Source organism: Paenibacillus sp. ACRSA, from assembly GCF_022346845.1.
Taxonomy (GTDB): Bacteria; Bacillota; Bacilli; order Paenibacillales; family Paenibacillaceae; genus Paenibacillus.
The window spans coordinates 39,950-62,857 of record NZ_JAKRNP010000019.1; the positions used below are offsets into that span (position 1 = coordinate 39,950).

21 protein-coding genes are annotated in these 22,908 nt (G+C 46.6%); all 21 read left to right on the forward strand.

What is annotated here, in order from left to right; translation table 11 throughout:
* Positions 1 to 179 precede the first annotated feature (179 nt).
* The 21 genes from MH215_RS27160 (at position 180) to MH215_RS27260 (ending at position 22,831) form a co-directional block, all read left to right on the forward strand.
* Positions 180 to 704 (forward strand): S1 domain-containing RNA-binding protein, encoded by a 525-nt coding sequence (locus MH215_RS27160; RefSeq protein ID WP_056697430.1) that lies wholly within the window; start codon positions 180 to 182, stop codon positions 702 to 704.
* A gap of 545 nt (positions 705 to 1,249) precedes the next feature.
* A complete protein-coding gene (gene spoIIE / locus MH215_RS27165; protein ID WP_239294066.1) occupies positions 1,250 to 3,757 on the forward strand; it encodes a stage II sporulation protein E in 2,508 nt (835 codons plus the stop codon).
* 82 nt (positions 3,758 to 3,839) lie between these two features.
* Positions 3,840 to 4,592, forward strand: coding sequence for a vWA domain-containing protein (locus MH215_RS27170; RefSeq protein ID WP_239294067.1), 753 nt, complete (start codon positions 3,840 to 3,842; stop codon positions 4,590 to 4,592).
* Positions 4,576 to 5,523, forward strand: coding sequence for a serine/threonine protein kinase (locus MH215_RS27175; RefSeq protein WP_239294068.1), 948 nt, complete (start codon positions 4,576 to 4,578; stop codon positions 5,521 to 5,523). The genes MH215_RS27170 and MH215_RS27175 overlap by 17 nt, the downstream gene beginning before the upstream one ends.
* Before the next feature lie 43 nt (positions 5,524 to 5,566).
* On the forward strand, positions 5,567 to 7,006 hold the full coding sequence (gene tilS, locus MH215_RS27180; RefSeq protein ID WP_239294069.1) for a tRNA lysidine(34) synthetase TilS: 1,440 nt from the start codon (positions 5,567 to 5,569) through the stop codon (positions 7,004 to 7,006).
* 53 nt (positions 7,007 to 7,059) lie between these two features.
* Positions 7,060 to 7,599, forward strand: coding sequence for a hypoxanthine phosphoribosyltransferase (gene hpt, locus MH215_RS27185; RefSeq protein ID WP_056697438.1), 540 nt, complete (start codon positions 7,060 to 7,062; stop codon positions 7,597 to 7,599).
* Between the two features lie 100 nt (positions 7,600 to 7,699).
* On the forward strand, positions 7,700 to 9,745 hold the full coding sequence (gene ftsH, locus MH215_RS27190) for an ATP-dependent zinc metalloprotease FtsH (RefSeq protein ID WP_239294070.1): 2,046 nt from the start codon (positions 7,700 to 7,702) through the stop codon (positions 9,743 to 9,745).
* 335 nt (positions 9,746 to 10,080) lie between these two features.
* The gene (gene nadA, locus MH215_RS27195) at positions 10,081 to 11,019 is read left to right on the forward strand and encodes a quinolinate synthase NadA (RefSeq protein ID WP_056697442.1); all 939 of its coding nucleotides are present in this window, start codon (positions 10,081 to 10,083) and stop codon (positions 11,017 to 11,019) included.
* 35 nt (positions 11,020 to 11,054) lie between these two features.
* Positions 11,055 to 12,671: an L-aspartate oxidase gene (nadB, locus tag MH215_RS27200; protein ID WP_239294071.1), complete on the forward strand. Its 1,617-nt coding sequence runs from the start codon at positions 11,055 to 11,057 to the stop codon at positions 12,669 to 12,671.
* Positions 12,668 to 13,534 carry a carboxylating nicotinate-nucleotide diphosphorylase gene (gene nadC / locus MH215_RS27205; RefSeq protein ID WP_239294072.1) on the forward strand — a complete coding sequence of 289 codons (867 nt, stop codon included), beginning with the start codon at positions 12,668 to 12,670 and terminating at the stop codon, positions 13,532 to 13,534. The genes nadB and nadC overlap by 4 nt, the downstream gene beginning before the upstream one ends.
* A 6-nt stretch (positions 13,535 to 13,540) precedes the next feature.
* Positions 13,541 to 14,311: a type III pantothenate kinase gene (locus MH215_RS27210; RefSeq protein ID WP_056697447.1), complete on the forward strand. Its 771-nt coding sequence runs from the start codon at positions 13,541 to 13,543 to the stop codon at positions 14,309 to 14,311.
* A gap of 90 nt (positions 14,312 to 14,401) precedes the next feature.
* On the forward strand, positions 14,402 to 15,319 hold the full coding sequence (gene hslO / locus MH215_RS27215; RefSeq protein ID WP_145053202.1) for an Hsp33 family molecular chaperone HslO: 918 nt from the start codon (positions 14,402 to 14,404) through the stop codon (positions 15,317 to 15,319).
* Positions 15,320 to 15,342: 23 nt separating this feature from the next.
* The gene (locus tag MH215_RS27220; protein ID WP_239294073.1) at positions 15,343 to 16,293 is read left to right on the forward strand and encodes a peptidyl-prolyl cis-trans isomerase; all 951 of its coding nucleotides are present in this window, start codon (positions 15,343 to 15,345) and stop codon (positions 16,291 to 16,293) included.
* Positions 16,294 to 16,631: 338 nt separating this feature from the next.
* Positions 16,632 to 17,570: a cysteine synthase A gene (gene cysK, locus MH215_RS27225; protein ID WP_239294074.1), complete on the forward strand. Its 939-nt coding sequence runs from the start codon at positions 16,632 to 16,634 to the stop codon at positions 17,568 to 17,570.
* A gap of 142 nt (positions 17,571 to 17,712) precedes the next feature.
* Entirely contained in the window at positions 17,713 to 19,308 is a 1,596-nt protein-coding gene (locus tag MH215_RS27230) for an anthranilate synthase component I family protein (protein ID WP_239294083.1), read from the forward strand.
* 67 nt (positions 19,309 to 19,375) lie between these two features.
* A complete protein-coding gene (pabA, locus tag MH215_RS27235; protein ID WP_239294075.1) occupies positions 19,376 to 19,951 on the forward strand; it encodes an aminodeoxychorismate/anthranilate synthase component II in 576 nt (191 codons plus the stop codon).
* Between the two features lies 1 nt (position 19,952).
* A complete protein-coding gene (locus MH215_RS27240) occupies positions 19,953 to 20,837 on the forward strand; it encodes an aminotransferase class IV (RefSeq protein WP_239294076.1) in 885 nt (294 codons plus the stop codon).
* Entirely contained in the window at positions 20,834 to 21,697 is an 864-nt protein-coding gene (folP, locus tag MH215_RS27245) for a dihydropteroate synthase (RefSeq protein ID WP_239294077.1), read from the forward strand. Before MH215_RS27240 ends, folP begins: the two co-directional genes overlap by 4 nt.
* 58 nt (positions 21,698 to 21,755) lie before the next feature.
* Positions 21,756 to 22,118, forward strand: a complete 363-nt coding sequence (gene folB, locus MH215_RS27250) for a dihydroneopterin aldolase (protein ID WP_056697460.1) — start codon at positions 21,756 to 21,758, stop codon at positions 22,116 to 22,118.
* Between the two features lie 9 nt (positions 22,119 to 22,127).
* Complete coding sequence (folK, locus tag MH215_RS27255; RefSeq protein WP_239294078.1) at positions 22,128 to 22,676, forward strand: 2-amino-4-hydroxy-6-hydroxymethyldihydropteridine diphosphokinase; 549 nt, start codon at positions 22,128 to 22,130, stop codon at positions 22,674 to 22,676.
* Positions 22,628 to 22,831, forward strand: a complete 204-nt coding sequence (locus MH215_RS27260) for a helix-turn-helix domain-containing protein (protein WP_056697464.1) — start codon at positions 22,628 to 22,630, stop codon at positions 22,829 to 22,831. The genes folK and MH215_RS27260 overlap by 49 nt, the downstream gene beginning before the upstream one ends.
* The last annotated feature ends 77 nt before the right edge of the window (positions 22,832 to 22,908 follow it).

Below are 22,908 nucleotides of genomic sequence, written 5' to 3' on the forward strand. Positions count from 1 at the left end.
GAGCAAGGGTTATAACTCATATATCTGAAGCCGTCATACCGGAAAAAATAGGCTCCCTTATAGGGTAGTGCTTAGTTGACCTTGGTTTGCGGCATAAGGTATAATTAAACCAGCACAGCATTGATTTTGGCATTCAAAAAATCGGGTTGTATATTTTTAAGGGAGGATCATTTTATTCTATGGCAATTGAAGTGGGCACCAAGTTAGAGGGCAAGGTGACAGGAATCACGCATTTTGGAGCATTTGTGGATCTGTCAGGAGGTGTCACGGGTCTCGTTCACATCTCGGAAATCGCCGACAATTACGTCAAAGATGTCAACGACCACCTGAAGCTGAATGACCAAGTTACAGTAAAGGTTATCAACGTTGACAAGGATGGCAAGATCGGACTTTCCATTAAGCAAGCTGTTGACAAACCGGTTGAGCAACAAACCCAATCCAGACCTCCGAGAGCTCCAAGACCGGAACGCAGTGGAGGAGATCGCGAACGATTCAGCGGCGGAGGCCCAAGTGGTGGCCAAGGTCGTGGTGGTGGCGGCGGATTTAACCGTGACCGCGGAGGCCGTTCTTTCAAGCCCGCAGCAGGCAAACCTTCATTTGAGGATAAAATGTCACGCTTCCTGAAAGATAGTGAAGAGCGGATTTCTTCGCTCAAGAAAAACACAGAAGGCAAACGCGGAGGCCGTGGAGCTAAGCGCGTATAGTCTGTCTCAACCTGATATCTAATATAAGAAAAGCCGTTGTCCTAAGGGACAACGGCTTTTTTGCATGCTCTTTTATTCGAAATTGTAGAGGTATGTGTATGTGGCAACAACATATTTACGCATTTTGAGGTTTACTGTCGTCCTTGTACGATGGACGGGATTAGTCGTCTTTTTTGTAAACTTATGCTCGGTCTCACCGATTTTCTGCGCTAGGCTGAAGAAGATATAAGAACATTTGTCGTCTACCATTTTTTACCGACATGTTTCCATGACATTCCGCAGGTATCCCGGTTAATACGAGCTTATGCTGGAGACATGACGGTTCATAATCAGACATATTGGTTCTCGCTTTAGAACGTCCAAACAGAAGAAATGGCAGTAAGGTCGGGGTATTGTCTCCTCCGCGCCAGTCGTATTTCTTTTGTCGTAAACTTTTTGAATCCTACCCACCTATTATGACAAACTACGTCTCTCAATCTATCTATAATCAGAAACATCGAGAACGAAACACGAAAATAACAATTATGCGAATGGGGTGCCTTGGGATGATGGAAAAGTGGAATGTCATTCAATTTCCGGGAATGAAAGCTGGTAAAGGGAGTACAGAAGCTCGGGAGGAGCTGTCGGTGCGCCTCAAACAGTGGATTAGTTCCCGCAAGGCTGTCCAGGTCGTAGCTACACGTAAATGGGTAATCCTGCTCACATTTATGGGTTTCCTGCTTGGCAAGGCAATGATACTAAATGAATTGTCACCGTTTGCTATCGCCTACTTCGCAGTCATTGCGTTCATGCGTAGAGATTACATTATTCCCGTCGGTGCTGCATTGTTAGCGGGAAGTCTCTTTGCCCCATTTCCAGTCCCACTCATCGTTGCCACAGAAATCGCTATCTTCTATCTCTTTTTTAGAGGTTTAGAGTCTTATGACCGTGCTGAATTATCTTATGCGCCAGCGATGGTGTTTACGACTACTTTTATGGTCAAGTTGTTCGCTGTTGTCATTGGGCCATCGTTCAGTTGGTACGCCATGCTGATGCTTACGATGGATTCCGTACTCAGCTTCGTGCTTACGCTAGTGTTTATTCAGGCGATACCGATTTTTACGTACCGCAAAAAAAAGTTCAACCTAAAGAACGAGGAGATCCTCTGCCTAATCATCTTGCTAGCTTCTGTCATGACAGGAGCAGTTGGGTGGACGATACAGTCTTTATCTGTCGAGCATATGCTCTCCCGATATCTGATTCTAATCTTTGCGCTAGTGGGCGGAGCCCCCCTTGGTGCTTCAGTGGGAGTTATTACAGGGCTTATCCTGAGCCTGGCTGATATGACAGCCATATATCAGATGAGTCTTCTCGCTTTTGCAGGGATGCTGGCAGGGATGCTACGAGAGGGGAAACGAGCAGGGGTAGCGTTAGGCATGCTGCTTGGATCATCGATCCTGGCGATATATTTAGGCGGACCAGGTGATGTTATGAATTCGTTATGGGAGACCTGCGCAGCCATCGTGCTATTTATGTTAACGCCAAAAAGCATGATGACGGCCATATCCAAATATGTGCCGGGCACGCAGGATCATACCAAGTCGCAGCATGAATATGCGAAGCGAATACGCGATGTAACCGCAGAGCGAGTAACCCGTTTTTCTCAAGTGTTTCGGCAATTGTCACGTAGCTTTGATCAGATGTCGGGCACGGGAGAAGCGGCACAGAATGAAGGCGGGATGGAGCATTTTATGAATGCTGTGGCAGAGGGATCATGTGCTAATTGCTTCAAACGGGCTCAGTGCTGGGATGCAAAGTTTATTCAGACGTACAAATATATGACCGATGTCATGAGCTCCATTGAAGCTAATCCTGAAATGTCTGGCAAGCAGATTCCAGCTGAATGGAACCGGGTCTGTGCCAAGCCTGAGGAGGTACTTGAGGTAATGAGAGCCCAATATGGGCTGTATCAGCATAACATGCAATGGAAGCGTCAGATCGTCGATAGTCGGCAGCTCGTGGCAGAGCAGCTATCTGGCGTATCCCAAGTCATGGAGGATTTAGCGAGGGAAATTCAACGTGAAAGTGAGGAGATGGTTCAACAGGAGGAGCAGATTCGAGATGCGCTTGAATCACTGGGGCTGTCTATCCATTCCATTGAAATTATAAATCTGGAAGCAGGGAATGTTGAAATTGAAATTGTACATGCGTATACACGTGGGTTCGATGAATGCCGCAAGATGATTGCGCCATTAATATCGGATGTATTAGACGAGCACATTGCGGTGCTGCATGAAACGATGATGGATGCTCGGCAAGGCTTAGCGACGGTAACCTTCGGGTCAGCCAAAACATTTGAGATCAGCACAGGGGTAGCTGCGGCTGCCAAAGGGGGAGATCTGTTATCAGGGGATAGTTTCAGTACGGTTGAACTGGGCAATGGTACTTTTGCAGTGGCGCTAAGCGATGGTATGGGCAATGGGGAACGTGCACGCATGGAGAGCAGTGCAGCGCTGAATATCCTGGAACAATTACTTCAATCGGGAATGGATGAGAAGCTGGCAATCAAGTCAGTAAATTCTGTGCTTATGCTTCGGTCACCTGAAGAGATGTATGCCACAGTAGACATGGCTTTGATTGATGAATATACGGCAGAGACCACATTTATGAAAATTGGTTCGACGCCAAGCTTTATTAAACGAGGGCAGGAGGTTATTCAGGTATCAGCTAGTAATTTGCCTATTGGTATTATCAAGGATATTGAGGTCGATCTGGTAACGGTACAGCTTCAGCCTGGGGATATTCTGATCATGATGACCGATGGCATCTATGATGCACCCGGCTATGCCGTCAACAAAGAATTATGGATGAAGCGACTTATTCAAGAGATTGACAGTGACGATCCGCAAGATGTGGCAGACTGCTTGCTTGAAAGTGTTATTCGATATCAGCAACATGAGATCTATGATGATATGACTGTGGTTGTAGGCAAAGTAGAGCATTATCGCCCGGAGTGGGCTACACTTCGCGTGCCTGGCATTAATCGAATGGAACGACCACGAACGGTGAGTTAATTCTCTCTACTCTGTTTGAACTCTCTCCAATCTGGCAATGCTATTCATAGAGTTGGAGAGTTATGAAGCGGAGGGATATCGAATGAAGCAAATTTTGTTGATAACCGACGGTTGTTCAAATGTAGGGACAAGCCCAGTACTCGCTGCTTCTGAAGCGAACGAGGAAGGGATTACGGTCAATGTTGTTGGCGTTATAGATTATGGCACGATAGGTGAGCTAGGAAGCCGGGAAATAGAAGAGATTGCGAAGGCTGGGGGCGGGATCAGTCAGATTGTGGGGACAAGGCAGCTTGCTCACACCATGCAGATGATGACTAGAAAAACAGTGGTTCAGACGATTCAGCAGGCGGTTAATAGAGAGCTAACACAAATTTTGGGAGATCAAAGTCCCAAAACGGTGACTGACCTTGACCCAGAGCGTCGTGCTCAGGTCGTGGAAGTGATGGATAATATGGCGGAAACCGCCCCGTTGCAGGTCATTCTGCTAATCGATGTAAGTGCGAGTATGAAGCCTAAGCTTGCAGCCGTAGAAGAGGGAATACGAGATTTGATGTTAAGTCTACAAGCTCGTGCTGGATCAAGCCGACTTTCGGTATTTCATTTTCCTGGACGTCACAGTGGTGAGGATGCTGTCATGGATATTAACTGGACAACCGATCCGAGTAGTGTCCGATCTCTGTTCGGACGACTGCAGATGAGGGGAGCGACGCCCACAGGTCCTGCGATTCAGAAGGTGATTGATTTTTACCGATATGGTACACTGGAGGGACAGCAGGAAATAGAAGGGAAATATCGCATTGAAAGAGAAGGGATGCTCGGTGACAACGTTGTCTGACGCCTCTTTCCCGCCAGGAACAGTTATTACTGGGAAATGGAATCGCAGCCGTTATACGATTCGAAAGTTGCTGGGCAAAGGAGCTAACGGCATCGTTTTTCTTGTCCAGCGGGGTGAAAATGGCAAACACTATGCACTTAAAATGGGGTTTGATCCCGTAGATTTGCAATCAGAGATCAATGTGCTCAAATCTTTTCAATTACAGCGCAATCATGAGGCCCTTCGGCAGAGCGGCATTCCCTCCTATCTCAAAGATGTGGATGATTATGCCGTTCGTGACCGTGATATTCCTTTTTACGTGATGCGTTACGTTCGAGGTGAGGCTTTACATCACTTCATTCGACGTCAGGGTACGGAATGGACACTTTTGGTTGGACTCAGACTTCTGCAAAAATTGGCACAGCTGCATCAGGCAGGGTGGGTATTTGGTGATCTTAAACCCCAGAATGTACTCGTATCCGATTATGGTCATGTAGAACTTATTGATTATGGTGGAGTTACATCGATTGGTCGAAGTGTCAAACAGTTTACAGAGTGGTACGACCGTGGATTCTGGAATGCTGGAAGTCGGACTGCTGACAGCAGCTATGATGTATTTGCTTTTGCCATGCTGATGATTCATGTATTGGAGGCTGATGCGCTCAAGGCACTTGCTGCTGAAGGGTTACCACAATTGCGGAGTGTGAACCAACTGGTGAGCTTGGTGGAGCGGAGTGAACGACTCAGACCGTTTCGTCATTGGATGATCCAGGCGCTGCGAGGTCAATTCCGGGATGCCGAACATGCGACCAAAGGTTGGAAGGAGCTCATGGCTCGGCCGATTCCTTCGAGACGTCGTTCTCAGCACTCAACACCAAGATGGCTCAAAAATTCATTTGCTGTATCCGTTATACTACTTATTGGGGTACTGATCTATGCGCTTCGGTTCTAATGTTCAGGGTGCATATACATAACGTAAGGAATGAGGAAAAGGTATGGAAGCTTTACGCTGGGACAAGCTGGTGAAACATGTTCTGGATGCAGCGGAAGAGCATCAATTATGGGTTCCTGGGGATCGGATTGTCGTCGCTGTGTCGGGCGGGCCGGACTCGGTGGCTTTTTTGCATATCATGCACGAGATAAGCTCAAGCCATATGCCGTTAGAATTGATCTGTGCTCATGTACATCATGGATTTCGAAGTGAATCTGATCAAGAAGCGGAAATGGTGGAGGCACTGGCAGCCCGTTTGGGATTGCCATTTGAGTGGATACGAGCAGATATTCCTTCTTATATGAAGATTACAGGTCAAGGATCTCAAGAGGCTGCACGAGATAGACGTTATGCATTTTTACATGAGGTGGCAAGCAAATACGATGCAGCAAGCATTGCACTTGCTCATCATGCCGACGATCAGGCGGAGACGGTCATGCTTCATTTGCTGCGTGGCAGCGGCCTATCTGGACTGAGTGGAATGAAGTTTAAACGGCGTGAAAAAAATGTGGAACTTATTCGTCCATGTCTTCGTATAAACAAGACAGACCTTGTAGAAGCTTGTAATACCAGGGGATTTCCGTACTTTACGGATGAGAGTAACTCCCTGCGTAAATATCGGCGTAATGCCATTCGCTTGGATGTCCTTCCTTTTTTGGGGCAGTATAATGGACAGTTAACGCCGTCATTGAATCGACTCGCTGAAATTGTAGGCGATGAAGACGATTTCATGGAACAAGGTGCATATGACGCATACAGGTGTCTAGTGCAGGAGAACGGCGGGAGGCTAACCTTTGAGGTGCCTTCCTTTTTGAAGTTACATGTCGCTTTACAACGAAGGTTGATTAAACTAATATTGAATTATCTGCCTTTGGACAGTGATTTTGTCGACTTTACCCGTATCGAAACCATTCGCCGGAAGGTGATGGAGCCCTCTGTGACGACCTGGAGCCTGGATATAGGACAGACACTTGTCTGTACCCGGGAGTATGATTTGATCTCCTTTGGCATACGGAATGACGTACAGGATCAAACCTACGAGTATCGTCTAACGAATTGGAGAGAAACGTATGAGTTTTCCCTCTCCGAAATCAATCGATTTCTTCGCTTGACGACCGTAATCCCCGAGGACTATCTTGTACCGGAATCAGCGAACCAAGCCGCATTCGATGCGGATAAACTGGTTATGCCGCTGATTGTGCGTTCACGGTTACCTGGAGATACCATGAAAGTCATGGGATTAAACGGAAGCAAAAAGGTGAAAAATATTTTCATCGATGAGAAAATCCCACCCTCTGTCCGTCCACGAATTCCAGTAGTGTGTGATGGAGCGGGCAACATTATTTGGTTGCCTGGTGTTCGTCGCTCGAACGTAGCACCGGTTCAAGAGGATACTTCCGCAATTTTATACATGACTGTAGGCGATTCAGCGATTCAGGGGTAGTGGTTATGGTTCAGGTAAGGCTTTCATAGTATAACTTTAGGAGGTTCGCACAGTTGCAGAATGATATTCAAGAAGTATTGATTAGCGAAGAAGAGATTCAGAGTAAGGTTAAAGAATTAGGCGCAACATTAAGTGCCGAGTATGAAGGTCGCAACCCTTTGGTCATTTGCGTGCTCAAAGGTGCGTTTATATTTATGGCTGATTTGGTTAAGAACATAACGGTACCTGTTGAAATGGATTTTATGGCAGTATCCAGTTATGGCGCTTCCACCAAATCGTCAGGTGTTGTCAAAATCATTAAGGATCTGGATGTTTCGGTTGAAGGTCGCGAGGTCCTGATTGTCGAAGACATTATTGATAGTGGACTCACACTCAGTTATTTGATTGATCTTCTTGAAAACCGTGGCTCCAAGTCTGTGCGTGTAGTCACGCTGTTTGATAAGCCATCAGGCCGTAAGGTCGAGCTAGAAGCTCATTACACAGGCTTTGACATTCCTGACGCATTCATCGTTGGATACGGTTTGGATTACGCTGAGCAGTACCGGAATCTTCCTTATATCGGGATTTTGAAGCCGGAAGTCTACACCAGCTAATATCATCCTGGACCCAAGCCTTGAGAGTTTTTTGGCTTCTGTTGAGAAGCCGTGTCGGGCTATGTTAAAATAATTAAAGTGTCTCGAGAGGAGGTAGGGGATGAATCGGTTCATCCGGAATTCTGCTTTTTATTTAATTCTTTTTTTAGTCGTGGTGGGCATAGTCCAATTCGTCAGCAATGGCGGCGAAGCCACCGATAATCCTAGATATGATCAGTTGCGTGCAGCAGTTAAGGCAAACAATGTTGCTGAATTGACGGTTCAATTCGACGGTCAGTCGTTTCTGGTAACCGGTCAATACAAAGAGAAGCCTGCAGAAGCCAAATCAGAAAACTTCTCAACGTATATTCCTCCTACGGATGAAGCGATTAGTGAGCTTGTAGCGGCAAGTGAAACTAATAATTTTCAGTTTAATCAGGAGCCAATGAGACGTGACAGTATCTGGCTGACACTGTTGACCTCTTTTATTCCTTTGATCATTATGTTCCTGTTGTTCTTCTTCCTGTTTAATCAGGCGCAAGGCGGCGGCGGTAAAGTAATGAACTTTGGTAAAAGTCGTGCTCGTCTCTATAACGAAGAGAAAAAACGGGTTACGTTTGAAGACGTTGCTGGTGCTGATGAAGAGAAGCAGGAACTTGTTGAAGTCGTTGACTTCCTCAAAGATCCTCGTAAATTTGCAGCAGTAGGTGCACGTATTCCTAAGGGCGTATTGCTCGTAGGTCCTCCGGGTACTGGTAAAACATTGCTCGCACGTGCCGTAGCCGGTGAAGCGGGTGTACCGTTCTTCAGTATTTCCGGTTCTGACTTCGTAGAAATGTTCGTCGGTGTCGGTGCATCACGTGTACGTGATTTGTTTGAAAATGCGAAGAAAAATGCCCCATGTATCATCTTTATTGATGAGATTGATGCTGTGGGACGTCAGCGTGGAGCTGGCCTTGGCGGTGGACACGATGAACGTGAACAGACGCTCAACCAGTTGCTCGTTGAAATGGACGGATTCGGCGCTAACGAAGGTATCATCATCGTAGCTGCAACGAACCGTGCAGATATTCTTGACCCTGCCTTGCTGCGTCCAGGACGTTTTGACCGTCAAATTACGGTTGACCGCCCAGATGTTAAAGGCCGTGAAGCTGTCTTGAAAGTACACTCTCGTAACAAACCTCTGACCAAAGATGTGAAGATGGATGTTATCGCGAAACGTACAACGGGCTTCTCTGGTGCTGATCTAGAGAATCTCTTGAACGAAGCGGCATTGCTTGCAGCACGTCGTAATCGTAGAGATATCTCCATGAAAGAAGTTGACGAGGCGATTGACCGTGTCATTGTTGGTACGGAGAAGAAGAGCCGTGTTATCAGTGACCGTGAGAAACGAATTGTTGCTTATCACGAAGCAGGTCACACCATCGTTGGTTATTTCTTGGAACATGCCGATATGGTACATAAAGTTACTATCATTCCGCGCGGACGTGCGGGTGGATATGTAATCATGTTGCCAAAAGAAGATCGTATGCTTGTCACCAAGCAAGAGCTGCTCGACAAAGTAACAGGACTCCTTGGAGGCCGTGTTGCAGAAGAATTGTTCATCGGCGAAATTGGTACGGGTGCGTACAGCGACTTCCAACAAGCGACAGGTATTGTTCGTAGCATGGTTATGGAATATGGTATGAGTGAAAAATTGGGTCCAATGCAATTCGGAAGTTCACAAGGACAAGTGTTCCTTGGTCGTGATATTGGACATGAACAGAATTACTCTGATTCCATTGCATATGAGATTGATCAGGAAATGCAGCGCTTTATTAACGATTGTTACGAGAAATGTAAGGACTTGCTCGTAAAACATACGAGAGAGATGCATCTGATCGCAGAAACGTTGCTTGAAGTGGAGACTTTGGAAATGGATCAGATCAAGCAATTGATCGAGACAGGTTCTCTGACTCCGGTAGCTGAGAGCAACAATGATGATGAAGGTACGCCGAGCGAAAGCGGAGAGCCAATCGTTGATAACATCGGCGATGTGCGTGTCCGTATTCAAGGCAAGGATGAAACACCTGGAACACCATCGGGTGATATTCCTAACGAAACTCCGAATCTGGATAAACCTAACGGTAATGATCCAGATGATGGTGGAACGAAACCAACATCATAATCTAAATTAATGATCTGTCTAATGACAGATACAAAGAGGAGAGCCCAAGGGCTCTCCTTTTTTATGTCTTAGAATCAATTCAAGTGGAATGATGATATACATACCGATTATTTTAAATTATATATAACGATAATGACGAGATTGAGGAAGAACCATGCAGAAAATGGGTAGTTATCGGGGAGTTCTGCAGCCTTTTCATTTATTGACAGAGTCGTGAACGTTGTGTACATTAGGTGTTAAACCGCTTGTGATTCGTTTCTCAAGCGAAAAATGGTGACGTAGACAGTCATACGAAACAGTGAACAACACTGTCCCGATAAAGGAGAGGATCACAGGTGGAAGCTCTGGCTTTAGAGCGCAAGGCTGAGATGAACCGTGAGTTGCGTGAGCGGCTGATGGAGTTGAAAAAGGAACGTAATGCTATTATTCTTGCTCATTATTACCAACGTGATGAAGTACAGGAAGTTGCCGATTTTCGCGGAGATTCATTTCTGTTAGCTCAAAAAGCTGCAGAGACCGATGCAGATGTAATCGTATTCTGCGGGGTTCATTTTATGGGTGAAAGCGCTAAAATTCTGGCACCAAACAAAACGGTTATTATTCCGGATGAACGTGCAGGTTGCCCGATGGCCGATATGGTCAACGTTGAAGGGCTCCGTAAGTTAAAAGCACAACATCCAAATGCCAAAGTGGTTACGTATATCAATTCCTCGGCGGAGATCAAAGCAGAAACGGATATCTGTTGTACCTCAGCAAATGCTGTTAAAGTGATCCAATCTGTTGATTCCGATGAAATTATCTGGGTACCTGATAAAAATCTAGGTCATTATGTGCAGCAACATACGGACAAAAAGATGATTATCTGGGAGGGCTACTGCAATACCCACGATATGCTTACAGTTAAAGATGTTGTAGAGATGAGAGCTAAATATCCGAATGCTGAATTTGTTGTCCATCCTGAATGTCGCCCAGAAGTAGTGGAGATGGGTGATTTTGTAGGCAGCACTACGGCTATTCTTGAATACTGCAAGAAGTCCACAACGAAAGAGTTCATCGTAGGTACAGAAGATGGAACAGGGTATCAGCTCCGTCTGGATAGCCCAGATAAACAGTTCCATTTTGCCACCAAGTTTCTCGTTTGCCCTAACATGAAGGTGAATAACCTGAAGAAGCTGGTGAAGTGTCTGGAAACGATGAAGCCGCAAATTTACGTACCACCAGCTGTTGCTGACAAAGCTAGAGAATCACTAGAGCGTATGTTACTGGTGAAGTAACGTGCGTTACTCTTGCTCCAAGACGGGTGAATAATATGATACCTTCATACTTAGTCGATTTTGATCTCTCCTCGCTGCCTGTAGTCGAGACGGATGTGCTAGTGATTGGTTCAGGCATTGCGGGATTGTTCACTGCCATCAAAGCCGGTGAAGAGCGCCGCGTGTTGATGATTACGAAGAAATCGTTATTGGAAAGCAACACACGGTATGCCCAAGGAGGAATTGCCGCTGTCATTGCAGAGGATGATTCCCCCGCATACCATTTACAGGATACGTTAATCGCTGGAGCAGGCTTATGCCGCTCCGCAGCGGTTGAGGCGTTGGTAAATGAAGGCCCAGATGGTGTTAAGGAATTAATCAGACTGGGAACAGCATTCGATGAGGAGAACGGCGTGCTGGCATTGACGCAGGAAGGAGCGCATAGCCACCGCCGTATTTTGCATGCAAATGGAGATGCAACAGGGTATGAAATTGTGCGAGCGCTGGCTGTAGTGGCGAATGAACACCCTGGCATTGAAGTATGGGATGAACATTTTGTTATTGATTTGATCACTGATCATGGTGAATGTATAGGAGCCCTTGTCCAAAAAGCAGATGGCTCACAGGTGTTTGTAAAAGCTCAGGCAACAGTTCTATGCTCTGGCGGTGCTGGACAGTTGTATCGATACACTACGAATCCAGAGGTCGCAACGGCTGATGGGGTAGCTGTGGCTTATCGTGCCGGGGCTGTCATTCGGGACATGGAGTTCATTCAATTTCATCCGACCTCCTTATGTTACCCGGGAGCCCCACGTTTCCTCATATCGGAGGCGGTACGGGGTGAAGGTGCTGTTTTGCGCAATGTGAAGGGCGAACGTTTCATGGAACGCTATCATGAACAGCTTGAGCTGGCTCCTCGTGATATTGTAGCTAGAGCGATTGTCAGTGAAATGGAAGCCACCAACAGCACCTTCGTCTACTTAGACATTACGCATGAATCAACCGAACTGATCAAGCATCGCTTTCCCACTATTCATGAAACCTGCATGAGGTACGGGCTTGATATGACCACAGACTGGATTCCAGTTGCACCTGCAGCCCATTACATGATGGGTGGTGTGAAGACAGACCTTAGCGGCGAGAGCAGTATTGGCAGGTTGTTCGCATGTGGGGAGGTTTCATCTACAGGAGTACACGGAGCGAATCGTCTGGCGAGCAATTCCTTGTCAGAAGCCATCGTGTTTGGGCGAAGAATAGTGGAGCGAGTTCTTACCCTTCCGCCGCTGGCTCCAATACGTTATGAGCACTTTGCTGGAGGTATCGGAAGAAAAGTCGTGGCAGAGCAAAGACCTGTATCTGAACGACGTCTACGACTACAAAAAATGATGGTTCGTTATGTTGGTCTGCGCCGCAACGGGGTTAATCTGCAAGGAGCTATGGAACAGCTTCAGCATGAATTACACTATTTTGACCAGATGCTTACACAAAGGGAAGAGATGGAGTATGCCAACCTTTTGACATGTGCATGGCTAGTGACTACAGGTGCGTTACATCGGCAGGAAAGCCGAGGGGCACACTATCGGGAAGATTTCCCGCAGCGTGATGATGTAGTCTGGCAGAAGCATAGTCTGCAGCAGCGAGAACAAGCGATTGTGGAGGAATTGATGTCATGATATTGAACGGATATAATGAGGAACTCATCGAACAAATTAAAAGCTGGCTTCGTGAGGATGTTGGTGCCGGGGATGTGACCTCCAGTGTAACGATTCCAGCAGGCCATCAATCCAAGGCGGTTATTCATGCCAAAGACAATGGTATCATTGCAGGTATCAATGTAGCTGAACTGGTGTTTCAAGTCGTAGACCCCGCGTTAGTATTTAAACCGCTGGTTCAAGATGGCGACTTGGTTACAACAGGTACTATACTGGCTGGGGTGGAAGGAAGTACACACTGCTTGTTAACAGGCGAACGGCTGGCTCTTAACCTGTTGCAACGGATGTCGGGTATTGCTACTCGTACTCGTTCTTATGTGGAAGCAATTGAAGGCCTAGCCACGAAGCTTGTAGATACACGTAAGACTACACCGGGTCATCGATTACTTGAGAAATACGCCGTGCGTGTGGGTGGTGGATCGAATCATCGCTTTGGTTTATATGATGCGGTTATGATTAAAGATAATCATATCAAGGGTTCAGGTGGCATTACAGCCGCAGTTGAGCGTGCTAGGGCAGCTGTTCCGCATACCATGACCATTGAAGTGGAGACGGAAGACCTGAATCAGGTACGAGAGGCATTGCAAGCTGGAGCGGATATCATTATGCTGGATAACATGCACCCAGATCGTATGCGTGAGGCAGTTGCGATAATCCGTGAGCAGTCTCCGCATGTGAAAGTTGAGGCATCAGGTAACGTCTCTTTGAAAACGATTCGTGGCATTGCAGAGAGTGGTGTGGATGTAATCTCAGTTGGCAGGTTAACCTACTCTTTTGAGAGCCTGGATATTAGCCTTGATTTAAACGAAAAGAAAGAGGGGTGAACCTCTTTGATTCTTGTAGTAGACGTGGGCAACAGCAATATCGTTCTTGGTGTATATCAAGGTCGAACGTTGCTTCACCATTTTCGCTTGAGCACATCTCGTCAGTCCACAGTGGATGAATACGGCGTATTGATTTATAATTTATTTCATATGTCCGGTATCTCTACACGTGACATTGAAGGAGTTATCATTTCATCTGTCGTTCCACCACTGGTGAATGTGATTGAAACGATGTGTGCTAAGTATGTTGGCAAAAAGCCAATGCTTGTTGGGCCTGGAATTAAGACAGGACTTAATCTGCGTTACGAGAACCCTCGTGAAGTAGGTGCAGATCGAATCGTGAATGCAGTAGCAGCCGTTCATAAATATGGGGGGCCACTTGTTGTTGTTGATTTCGGAACAGCGACGACATTTGACTGCATTGACGAGAAAGGCAATTATTTAGGTGGTGCCATCGTACCAGGCATTCATATTGCCACCGAAGCACTGTACGAGCGGGCGTCTAAGTTACCCCGTATTGAGTTAGAGAAACCCAAGAAGGTCATAGGCCGTAATACGGTTCATGCCATGCAGGCGGGTATTATCTATGGTTATGCAGGGCAGGTAGATGGGATCGTGGAACGCATTCGTGAGGAGCTGGGAGCGAAGCCAAAGGTCATCGCGACCGGTGGACTTGCTGCCTTGATTGCAGAAGAAACCCGCAGCATCGAAGAAGTCGATCCGCTGCTTACGCTTGAAGGGCTGCGTATCATTTATGAGCGGAACCGGGAAAGGTAAGATCAAAGGGCGCAGACAGCGGGCTGATTAGACAGTCTTACGTGTTGTGCCGTTTTTTTTCTTCTACATTAGATGGACACACAAAAATAAATGGCAAAACGCCAAAGGAGGCTGAATGACTTGGAAAACAAAAAACAAGATCGATTAATTCGAGGTACAGCAATGGATGGACGGGTTAGAGCATTTGCTGTCCAGACGACAGAATTGGTTGAGGAGCTGCGCAGAAGACACGATACGTTTCCCACGGCTACAGCTGCCATGGGGCGTACCCTTACAGCTGCGGCTATCATGGGTGCTATGCTTAAGGGAGAAGAGAAGCTCACCATTCAGGTTAAGGGCGATGGCCCAATCGGCCAGATTGTAGCAGACGCTAATGCGAAAGGCGAAGTGCGTGGTTATGTTTCCAATCCACACGTGCACTTGCCTAGCAATAGTATGGGTAAACTGGATGTTGCGGGTGCAGTAGGAACGGAAGGTTTCGTCAATGTAACGAAGGACCTTGGACTGAAAGAACCTTACCGCGGTAGTGTCCCAATTATCTCTGGTGAACTAGGTGAAGATTTCACGTATTATTTTGCTAAGTCAGAGCAAACGCCGTCTGCTGTAGGTGTAGGTGTTCTGGTTGATACGGATAACTCAGTGATCGTGGCAGGTGGATTTATTGTACAGCTCCTTCCAGGGCTATCTGATGATGAGATTACGGTTATTGAAAAGTCCATCGGCACACTGCCGCCAGTTACAACCTTGCTGGATCAAGGACTTGAGCTCGAACAATTGTTGACTCGAATCCTCCCTGATGTACAAGTACTAGATGAGATGGATATTCGATTCCGTTGTGAGTGTTCACGGGAACGCGTAGAGCAAACGCTCATTAGCTTAGGCCAATCTGAGATGGAACAATTGATTGAAGAAGAAGGTCAGGCTGAAGTGGTATGTCAATTCTGTAATGAAGCGTATGATTTCAATAAGGAACAACTCGAGACCATTCTGGAGCAAGCCAAGAACTGATTCTAGCGGGGACGGGATACGGAATGACAAGGCAAGAAAAAGGATTATGGGCGGCTGTAATTGTCTTGACGCTTGGTATGCTTGTGATGGGTTCGGTCATGGTGGTGCAGGGTCTCAGGACAGGTCGTGAAGAGGGTGAGCTGCCCCATGATTCGGGTCAAGAGGAAGGTAGCGCTGTAGCCACAATTAACGGAGAAGTGATCACGGATAAAGATTGGACAGATGCTTTGAAGAAGCGCTATGGCAGCGAATTATTGCTTCAGATGCTCAACCGCAAAGCAGTATATGCCGAAGCCATTGCACGTAATCTAACGGTAACACCTGGAGAAATTGCGAAGGAACTTACCAATGCAATGGATGGATATGATTCGGAACAATCGTATTATGAAGAGATGCAATCTCAGCTCGGTTTATCTAGGCAGGATCTTGAACTGGAGGCAGGGTATAGGCTTCTCTTGGAGAAGATTGCAACGAGCAGCATTCAGATTAAGGATTCAGATATCGAGCGTTACTGGAACGAGCATCAAGAAGATTACGTTTCCCCGGAGAAGTATGATCTGTCCATGATTGTGGTGAAGGATAAAAGAGAAGCGGATTCCTTATTGGAAGCTCTGGAAAACGGGGCAGACTTCGAGCAGACCGCACGCGTCGAATCAACCGATAGCTTCTCTCGTGATTTGGGTGGGAAACTAGGCTGGATTGAGCAGAATGATCCATTTCAACCCGAAGAAGTATTGAACCTTGCAGGTCAATTGGAGATCGGCGATATTGCAGGACCTGTGGATATTCAAGAAGGTTATGCTATCATCAAATTGAACGATATTCAGGAACGTCAGGAGCAATCGGCAGAAGAGGCTCACGAAGAAATTCGGATGCAGCTGGCGTTAAGTCAAGCAGACCCTCTTCCCCAGGTGGAAGAAAGACTTCGAAACAAGTATGAAGCGGTGGTCGTTTCCGATATTCCGGCGTCATAATCTATGAATAGATCTTGCGAATTAACTTCATCGTGATAAAAATACTCTGTCTACAGGCTTAAGGCCCAAGGCAGAGTATTTTTTTTAGTACTCATATTGACAATAGGGCGTAAGGTTGATAAGATGAAAATAATCAAATACCTACTCGTTTACTCGGAATAAAAATAAAAACCAAAAAAGAAACCTACGGAATCCCCATACTGGTTAGAGGACATAGCTGTCAGCATGGATGTTAACGGATTTCCGCAGTTCTTCTATAACAACCAGAGGCTGCTTCAGCCGTACATGTATAGGTAACCGCACCAAGTATTATTCATCCAACTAAGGAGGGCATTCATATGGCTAAAGTAGTAAATAACGTAACAGAACTCATCGGAGGTACTCCGCTTGTTCGTCTGAACCGTATCGTACCAGAAGGCAGTGCTGAAATATTCGTGAAGCTGGAGTATCAAAATCCAGGGTCAAGCGTTAAAGACCGTATTGCAGTTAGCATTGTAGAAGAAGCGGAAAAAGAAGGCAAGTTGAAACCAGGTGATACCATTATTGAAGCAACAAGTGGTAACACAGGAATCGGTCTCGCGATGGTGGCTGCAGCTAAAGGCTATAAGTCCGTTATTGTTATGCCTGAAACAATGAGCTTGGAGCGCCGTAACTTGCTTCGTGCTTATGGTGCTGAGCTCGTGCTCACGCCTGGCGCTGAAGGTATGAATGGTGCTGTCAAAAAAGCGGAAGAGCTCCTGAAAGAGAATCCGACCTATTTCATGGCTGAGCAATTTAAAAATAAAGCCAACGTGAAAATCCACCGTGAAACGACTGGCCCTGAGATTGTTGAAGCGATTCAATCTGTGGGTGGTACGTTGGATGCTTTCGTTGCAGGGATTGGTACAGGCGGTACAATTACAGGAACAGGTGAAGTGCTGAAAGAAGCATTCCCTTCTGTAAAAGTTATTGCTGTAGAGCCAGCGGCTTCGCCAATTTTGGCTGGCGGTAAGCCAGGACCTCACAAAATTCAGGGAATCGGTGCCAACTTCATTCCTGAAATTTTGGATCAAGAAATTTACGATGAGATCATTCACATTGAGAATGACGATGCATTCGAAACAGCTCGCTTGGTAGCCAAAGAAGAAGGTATCCTATCTGGTATCTCTTCTGGTGCAGCGATTCGTGCAGGTTTGCAAATCGCTAAACAATTGGGGGAAGGCAAGCGTGTAGTGGTTATTGTACCAAGTAACGGCGAACGTTATTTGAGCACACCACTATACAACTTCGAAGCTTAATTTTGTACCGAATATACATTCAATCCTCCTTGCCCATATGAAGGGCGAGGAGGATTTTTTGCTGAACGCTTTTAAAAGGAGCGGTGCTTTAGTATACTATCAGACAATAGAACTAGCGACAGATGGAGGGCGGTACACCGCAATGACACACGTGATGACAACATACGCCGACTGGACAGAGTGGGCCAAACTAGGCTGGACCATGCTGCCATATATGATGAAGTCGGATGATGAGCCGGATCATGGCGGTTTACCGTTAACCTGGGAAGAAGCTTGGCAGCAGGCTTCACCTTATGCAATGGTGTTAGAGAATGGAAAGGGCGGAAGATACACATTTCTTGGACTACATCCCGTTTCCGTGATCTCTGGCAAAGGCAGCGAAGCAATCATTTATGACCTCGAAAAAGGAGATACAACCACTGAGAGCGGCAAGCCGCTTGATGTGTTGAAACGATGGTCAGCAGCCTACCGTGCTCCAAAGGTAGAAGGAGCACCCGATTTCGGGGGTGGCTGTGCTGGATATCTCAGCTATGATATAGCTCGATCTTTAGAGAAGTTGCCAACGATTGCTGAGGATGATCCAGAGCTACCGGACTACTGGTGGATGCGCTTTGAAGAAATCTGGGCGTATGATCATGAGCTACAGGCTTTGTTCTGCATGGTTCATATGGCAATGCCGGAAGATCGAAGTGAACAAGCGTTATCTAAGTTGTACGTTGAGGCAGAGCAGCGTGCAGCCTTGATGCAAGAGCAATGGTTGAACATATGGACGGTTGCCCAAGGTGAGCATCAATTGCAAGTCTCAACGGAGCGGAAGCAACGATTACTTTTGTCACAGCAGGAAGACGTAACGGATCTGGAAACAGAAGGCTGGAAGACAGCATTTCCTCAGCAACAGTTCGAACAAGCCGTGCATCAGGTGCAGGAATATATCCGGCAGGGAGATGTATTTCAGGTAAACCTGTCATTACGACAGGAAAAGCAGCTGAATACCAAGGCAGAGCATATCTATGAGTGGCTACGTCTCGTTAATCCATCCCCATATATGGGGATGTTACGCAGTCCTGAATTTCAACTGGTCAGTGGTTCTCCGGAGCTACTCGTTAAGGTGGACAATGGCAAAGTCAGCGCGCGTCCCATAGCCGGTACTCGCAGACGTGGACGGGACGAGGCTGAGGATGAGCTGATGGCTTCCGAGTTGCTGAACAGCGACAAGGAACGGGCTGAGCATATTATGCTGGTGGATCTGGAGCGCAATGATATAGGGAGAATTGCAGCCTATGGGTCGGTGCATGTTCCAGAGTTGATGACGATCGAGAAATACTCCCATGTGATGCATTTGGTGTCTCAGGTTGAGGGGACGCTGGCAACGGGTTTATCTGCTTTTGATGTCATTGCGGCTACATTCCCAGGTGGGACGATTACCGGAGCGCCTAAGGTACGTACAATGGAGATTATTGAGGAGCTGGAGCCGGTACGTCGTGGGCCATACACAGGTTCGATCGGATGGATGGATTACAGTGGCAATATGGAATTGAACATCGTGATTCGTACACTGGCGATCAAAGATGACATAGGATACGTACAGGCAGGAGCAGGCATCGTCATTGATTCAGATCCATATCGTGAATATAAGGAATGTCGCAATAAGGCGAGAGCGATGATGAGAGCTGTGCAATATAGCGAGGAATCCATACAGGCAGAGAAGTCGCTAGAAATAACAACGGAATCGGTCTGAATTGGTTGTAAACTAAAAAATGAAGCAACCGTCACTGTGTTGACGGATAAATAGGAGGAGCAGGCATATGATACTGGTTATCGATAATTACGATTCCTTCACGTACAACCTGGTTCAATATCTTGGTGAACTAGGTGAGACTGTGGAAGTACGTCGCAACGATGAAATTGATCTGGTAGGTATTGAAGCTCTGGCACCTGATCATATTCTGATCTCTCCAGGCCCTTGCACGCCAACTGAAGCAGGGATCAGCTTGGCTGTTATTGATCACTTCAAGGGTAGCATCCCGATCTTTGGCGTATGTCTAGGACATCAATCCATTGGACAGGCCTTCGGGGGTAATGTGATTCGAGCAGATCGCATGATGCATGGTAAGACATCCGAGATGCATCATAACGGAACATCCGTCTTTGCTGGATTACCGTCACCTTTTACAGCTACACGTTACCATTCCTTGATTGTTGAGCGCAGTAGCTTACCAGACTGTTTAGAGATCACAGCAGAAACTGCTGAAGGTGAGATCATGGGATTGCGTCATAAAGAGTATGCGATTGAAGGCGTTCAGTTCCATCCAGAATCTATTATTACCGATCACGGTCATCAGATGTTACGTAACTTCTTGTCCGGGCGGGTGACCGTATAACATGAACTATGCCGCGATCAACGGAGACGTAATCCATATGGCGGCTGCCGTGATTCCGGTAACGGATCACGGCTTTTTATATGGACTTGGTTTGTTCGAGACATTTCGGACGTATCGTGGTGTGCCGTTTCTGCTGGAGCAGCATTTAGAGCGGATGGCTACTGGATGCCATGAACTAGGTATTCCTTTTACGGTAACAACAGCACAGGTGACGGATTGGATTCAGCGTTTGTTACAAGCGAATGAGTTAGAAGATGCTTATGTGCGTTATACCATCTCGGCGGGTGAAGCTCCTCTTGGATTACCATCCGGAGATTATATTCAGCCCAATCATATCGTGCTGGCTAAAGAGTTACCGTCTCTATCCTCCTCTCTCTATGAGCAGGGCAAAATGCTTCAATGTTTAACGACACCTCGCAATACGCCGGAGGGGCATGTACGCTTCAAGTCGTTACATTATATGAACAGCATTCTTGCTAAGCGGGAGTTGAATGGATATGGGGCACCAGCCCAAGGCGCAGAAGGACTGCAATTAACACGTAGCGGCTATGTGGCAGAGGGAATTGTAAGCAACGTATTTTGGGTGATGCAGGGTGTGTTGTATACACCAGCGGTTGAGACTGGTATTTTACCAGGCATCACCCGTGCTGTTGTATTGGAGTTAGCATTACAGCAAGGTATTCCTTGTAAAGAGGGATTATTTCGCTGGGATGAGCTGCTGCATGCAGACGAGGCTTTCCTGACAGGGTCGGTAACAGAGCTTGTCCCTGTCACGACTTTGCGTGATCAACATGGAACGGAAACAATCATTAGCAACGGACAAATAGGCCCAGTTACATTCTTACTTCTGGGTATGTATCGAGAGAAAGCGGGGTATACTTCATGACACTTACGCCGGTTATATATGAACGAACATATTCCTTTGGCCCAGCGGAATTAAAACTTGGAGATCGGACATTAATTATGGGCATCTTGAACGTCACGCCTGATTCATTCTCCGATGGCGGGCGCTACAATCATGTTGATCTAGCTGTGGCTCATGCCATACAGATGATAGAGGACGGCGCTGATCTAATTGATATCGGTGGAGAATCCACGAGACCAGGCTCACAGGTTGTGAATTCCGAGGAGGAATTAAGCCGGATTATTCCGGTAATTAAAGCACTGCATCAGCAAGCTCCACATATTCCAATATCGGTGGATACCTACAAGGCGGATGTAGCTCGGCAGGCTATTCTGGCTGGGGCACATATCATCAATGATGTGTGGGGAGCGAAAGCAGACCCAGCTATGGCACAAACAGCGGCAGAGCTTGGTTGCCCTCTGATGTTGATGCACAATCGACAAAAACGAGACTACTCTAATTATTTACAGGATGTTGTGCAGGATATCGAGGAAAGTGTACAGATTGCCCTGAAGGCAGGTGTACATCAGGATCAGATTATCATTGATCCGGGAATCGGCTTCGTAAAGGATTTGAAGGAGAATCTCACCTTGATGTCTTCATTAGCTATGCTGAACGAGCTAGGTTATCCTGTTCTACTGGCAACCTCACGTAAGAGGTTCATCCAGAACACCTTGGGGGTTCAGGCCGATGATGCAGTAGAGGGCACAGCTGCAACTGTAGCTTTTGGCATTGCACAAGGCTGTCAGATGGTACGTGTCCATGATGTAAAATCAATTCGTCGAACGGTAGACATGTGTGATGCCATGTTATATGCGTCTCCTGGTTTGCGAAGAAAATAAATTGGCTGTGTAGTAACGAGAGCATGTTTTTTATTATAAAAGGATAGGCGGTTATATAATGGATAGAATGGTGCTACACCGGATGGAGTATTACGGATATCACGGGGTATTTGAGGAAGAGCGGAAGCTTGGACAGCGTTATTATATTGATCTGGATATTGATATGGACTTGGGCGAGGCCGGACGTAATGATGACTTAACCAAAACAATTAATTATGCAGAGATTCATGAACTAGTGAAGCATATTGTCGAAAATACTTCATTCCAGTTAATTGAAGCTTTAGGTGAGCATATTGCATCTTCTTTACTAGACACTTATACTATTATCAATGCATTGACAGTCAAAGTGACGAAGCCACATCCACCATTTGATATTCATTTTGGGGGCGTAACGGTAGAGCTTCGCCGCACAAGAAAGTGAGAACCGATCATGATTGCACATTCGACCTCTGATTCTTCAGAGGCTTATATTGCTTTAGGGGCCAATTTAGGCGATCGAGAGCAGACATTGCTTGAAGCGTTAACGCTCCTGGATGCACATTCGCATATATCTATACTGCGCTGTTCTGCGCTCTATGAGACGGATCCTGTCGGATATGTGGATCAGCCTGCGTTTCTAAATATGGCTATAGCTGTAACGACACAATTGACACCGGAGCAATTGCTCACGGAATTATTAGATGTTGAGAACCGGCTTGGACGTGTTCGTGATATTCGTTGGGGTCCTCGTACCGTTGATCTGGATTTGCTCTGGGTCGCTGGAGAGACGCGGGAGACCGAAGTACTTCAACTGCCTCACCCACGCATGGGTGAACGTGCATTTGTGTTAGTTCCGTTGTCAGACGTTGTCATGAAGAATGAGCCTTCGGGCTTGTATGAATTTGTACATGCATCGTTGTCTGTTCTCGATGGAAAGGATGGAATACAGCTTTGGAAAACGTGCAATTGGCCAATCGAATCCGGGCATTCCGGAAGCTGAAAGGTTTGACACAACAAGAGCTTGCTTCGAAGACGCGCATCTCACTGGCGACGCTTGGAACCATTGAACGTGGCAATCGCAAAGTATCCGAACAGGAGCTGAATCGGATTGCAGAGATGTTAGGGATTAGTGTATCGGAGATAAGAGGCGAGTAAGTCATCACTCATGTGCTCTTGAGGGCATAACCATAAAGATATCTTAATAATCGTTGATTTTATATAGCGCTGTTGAT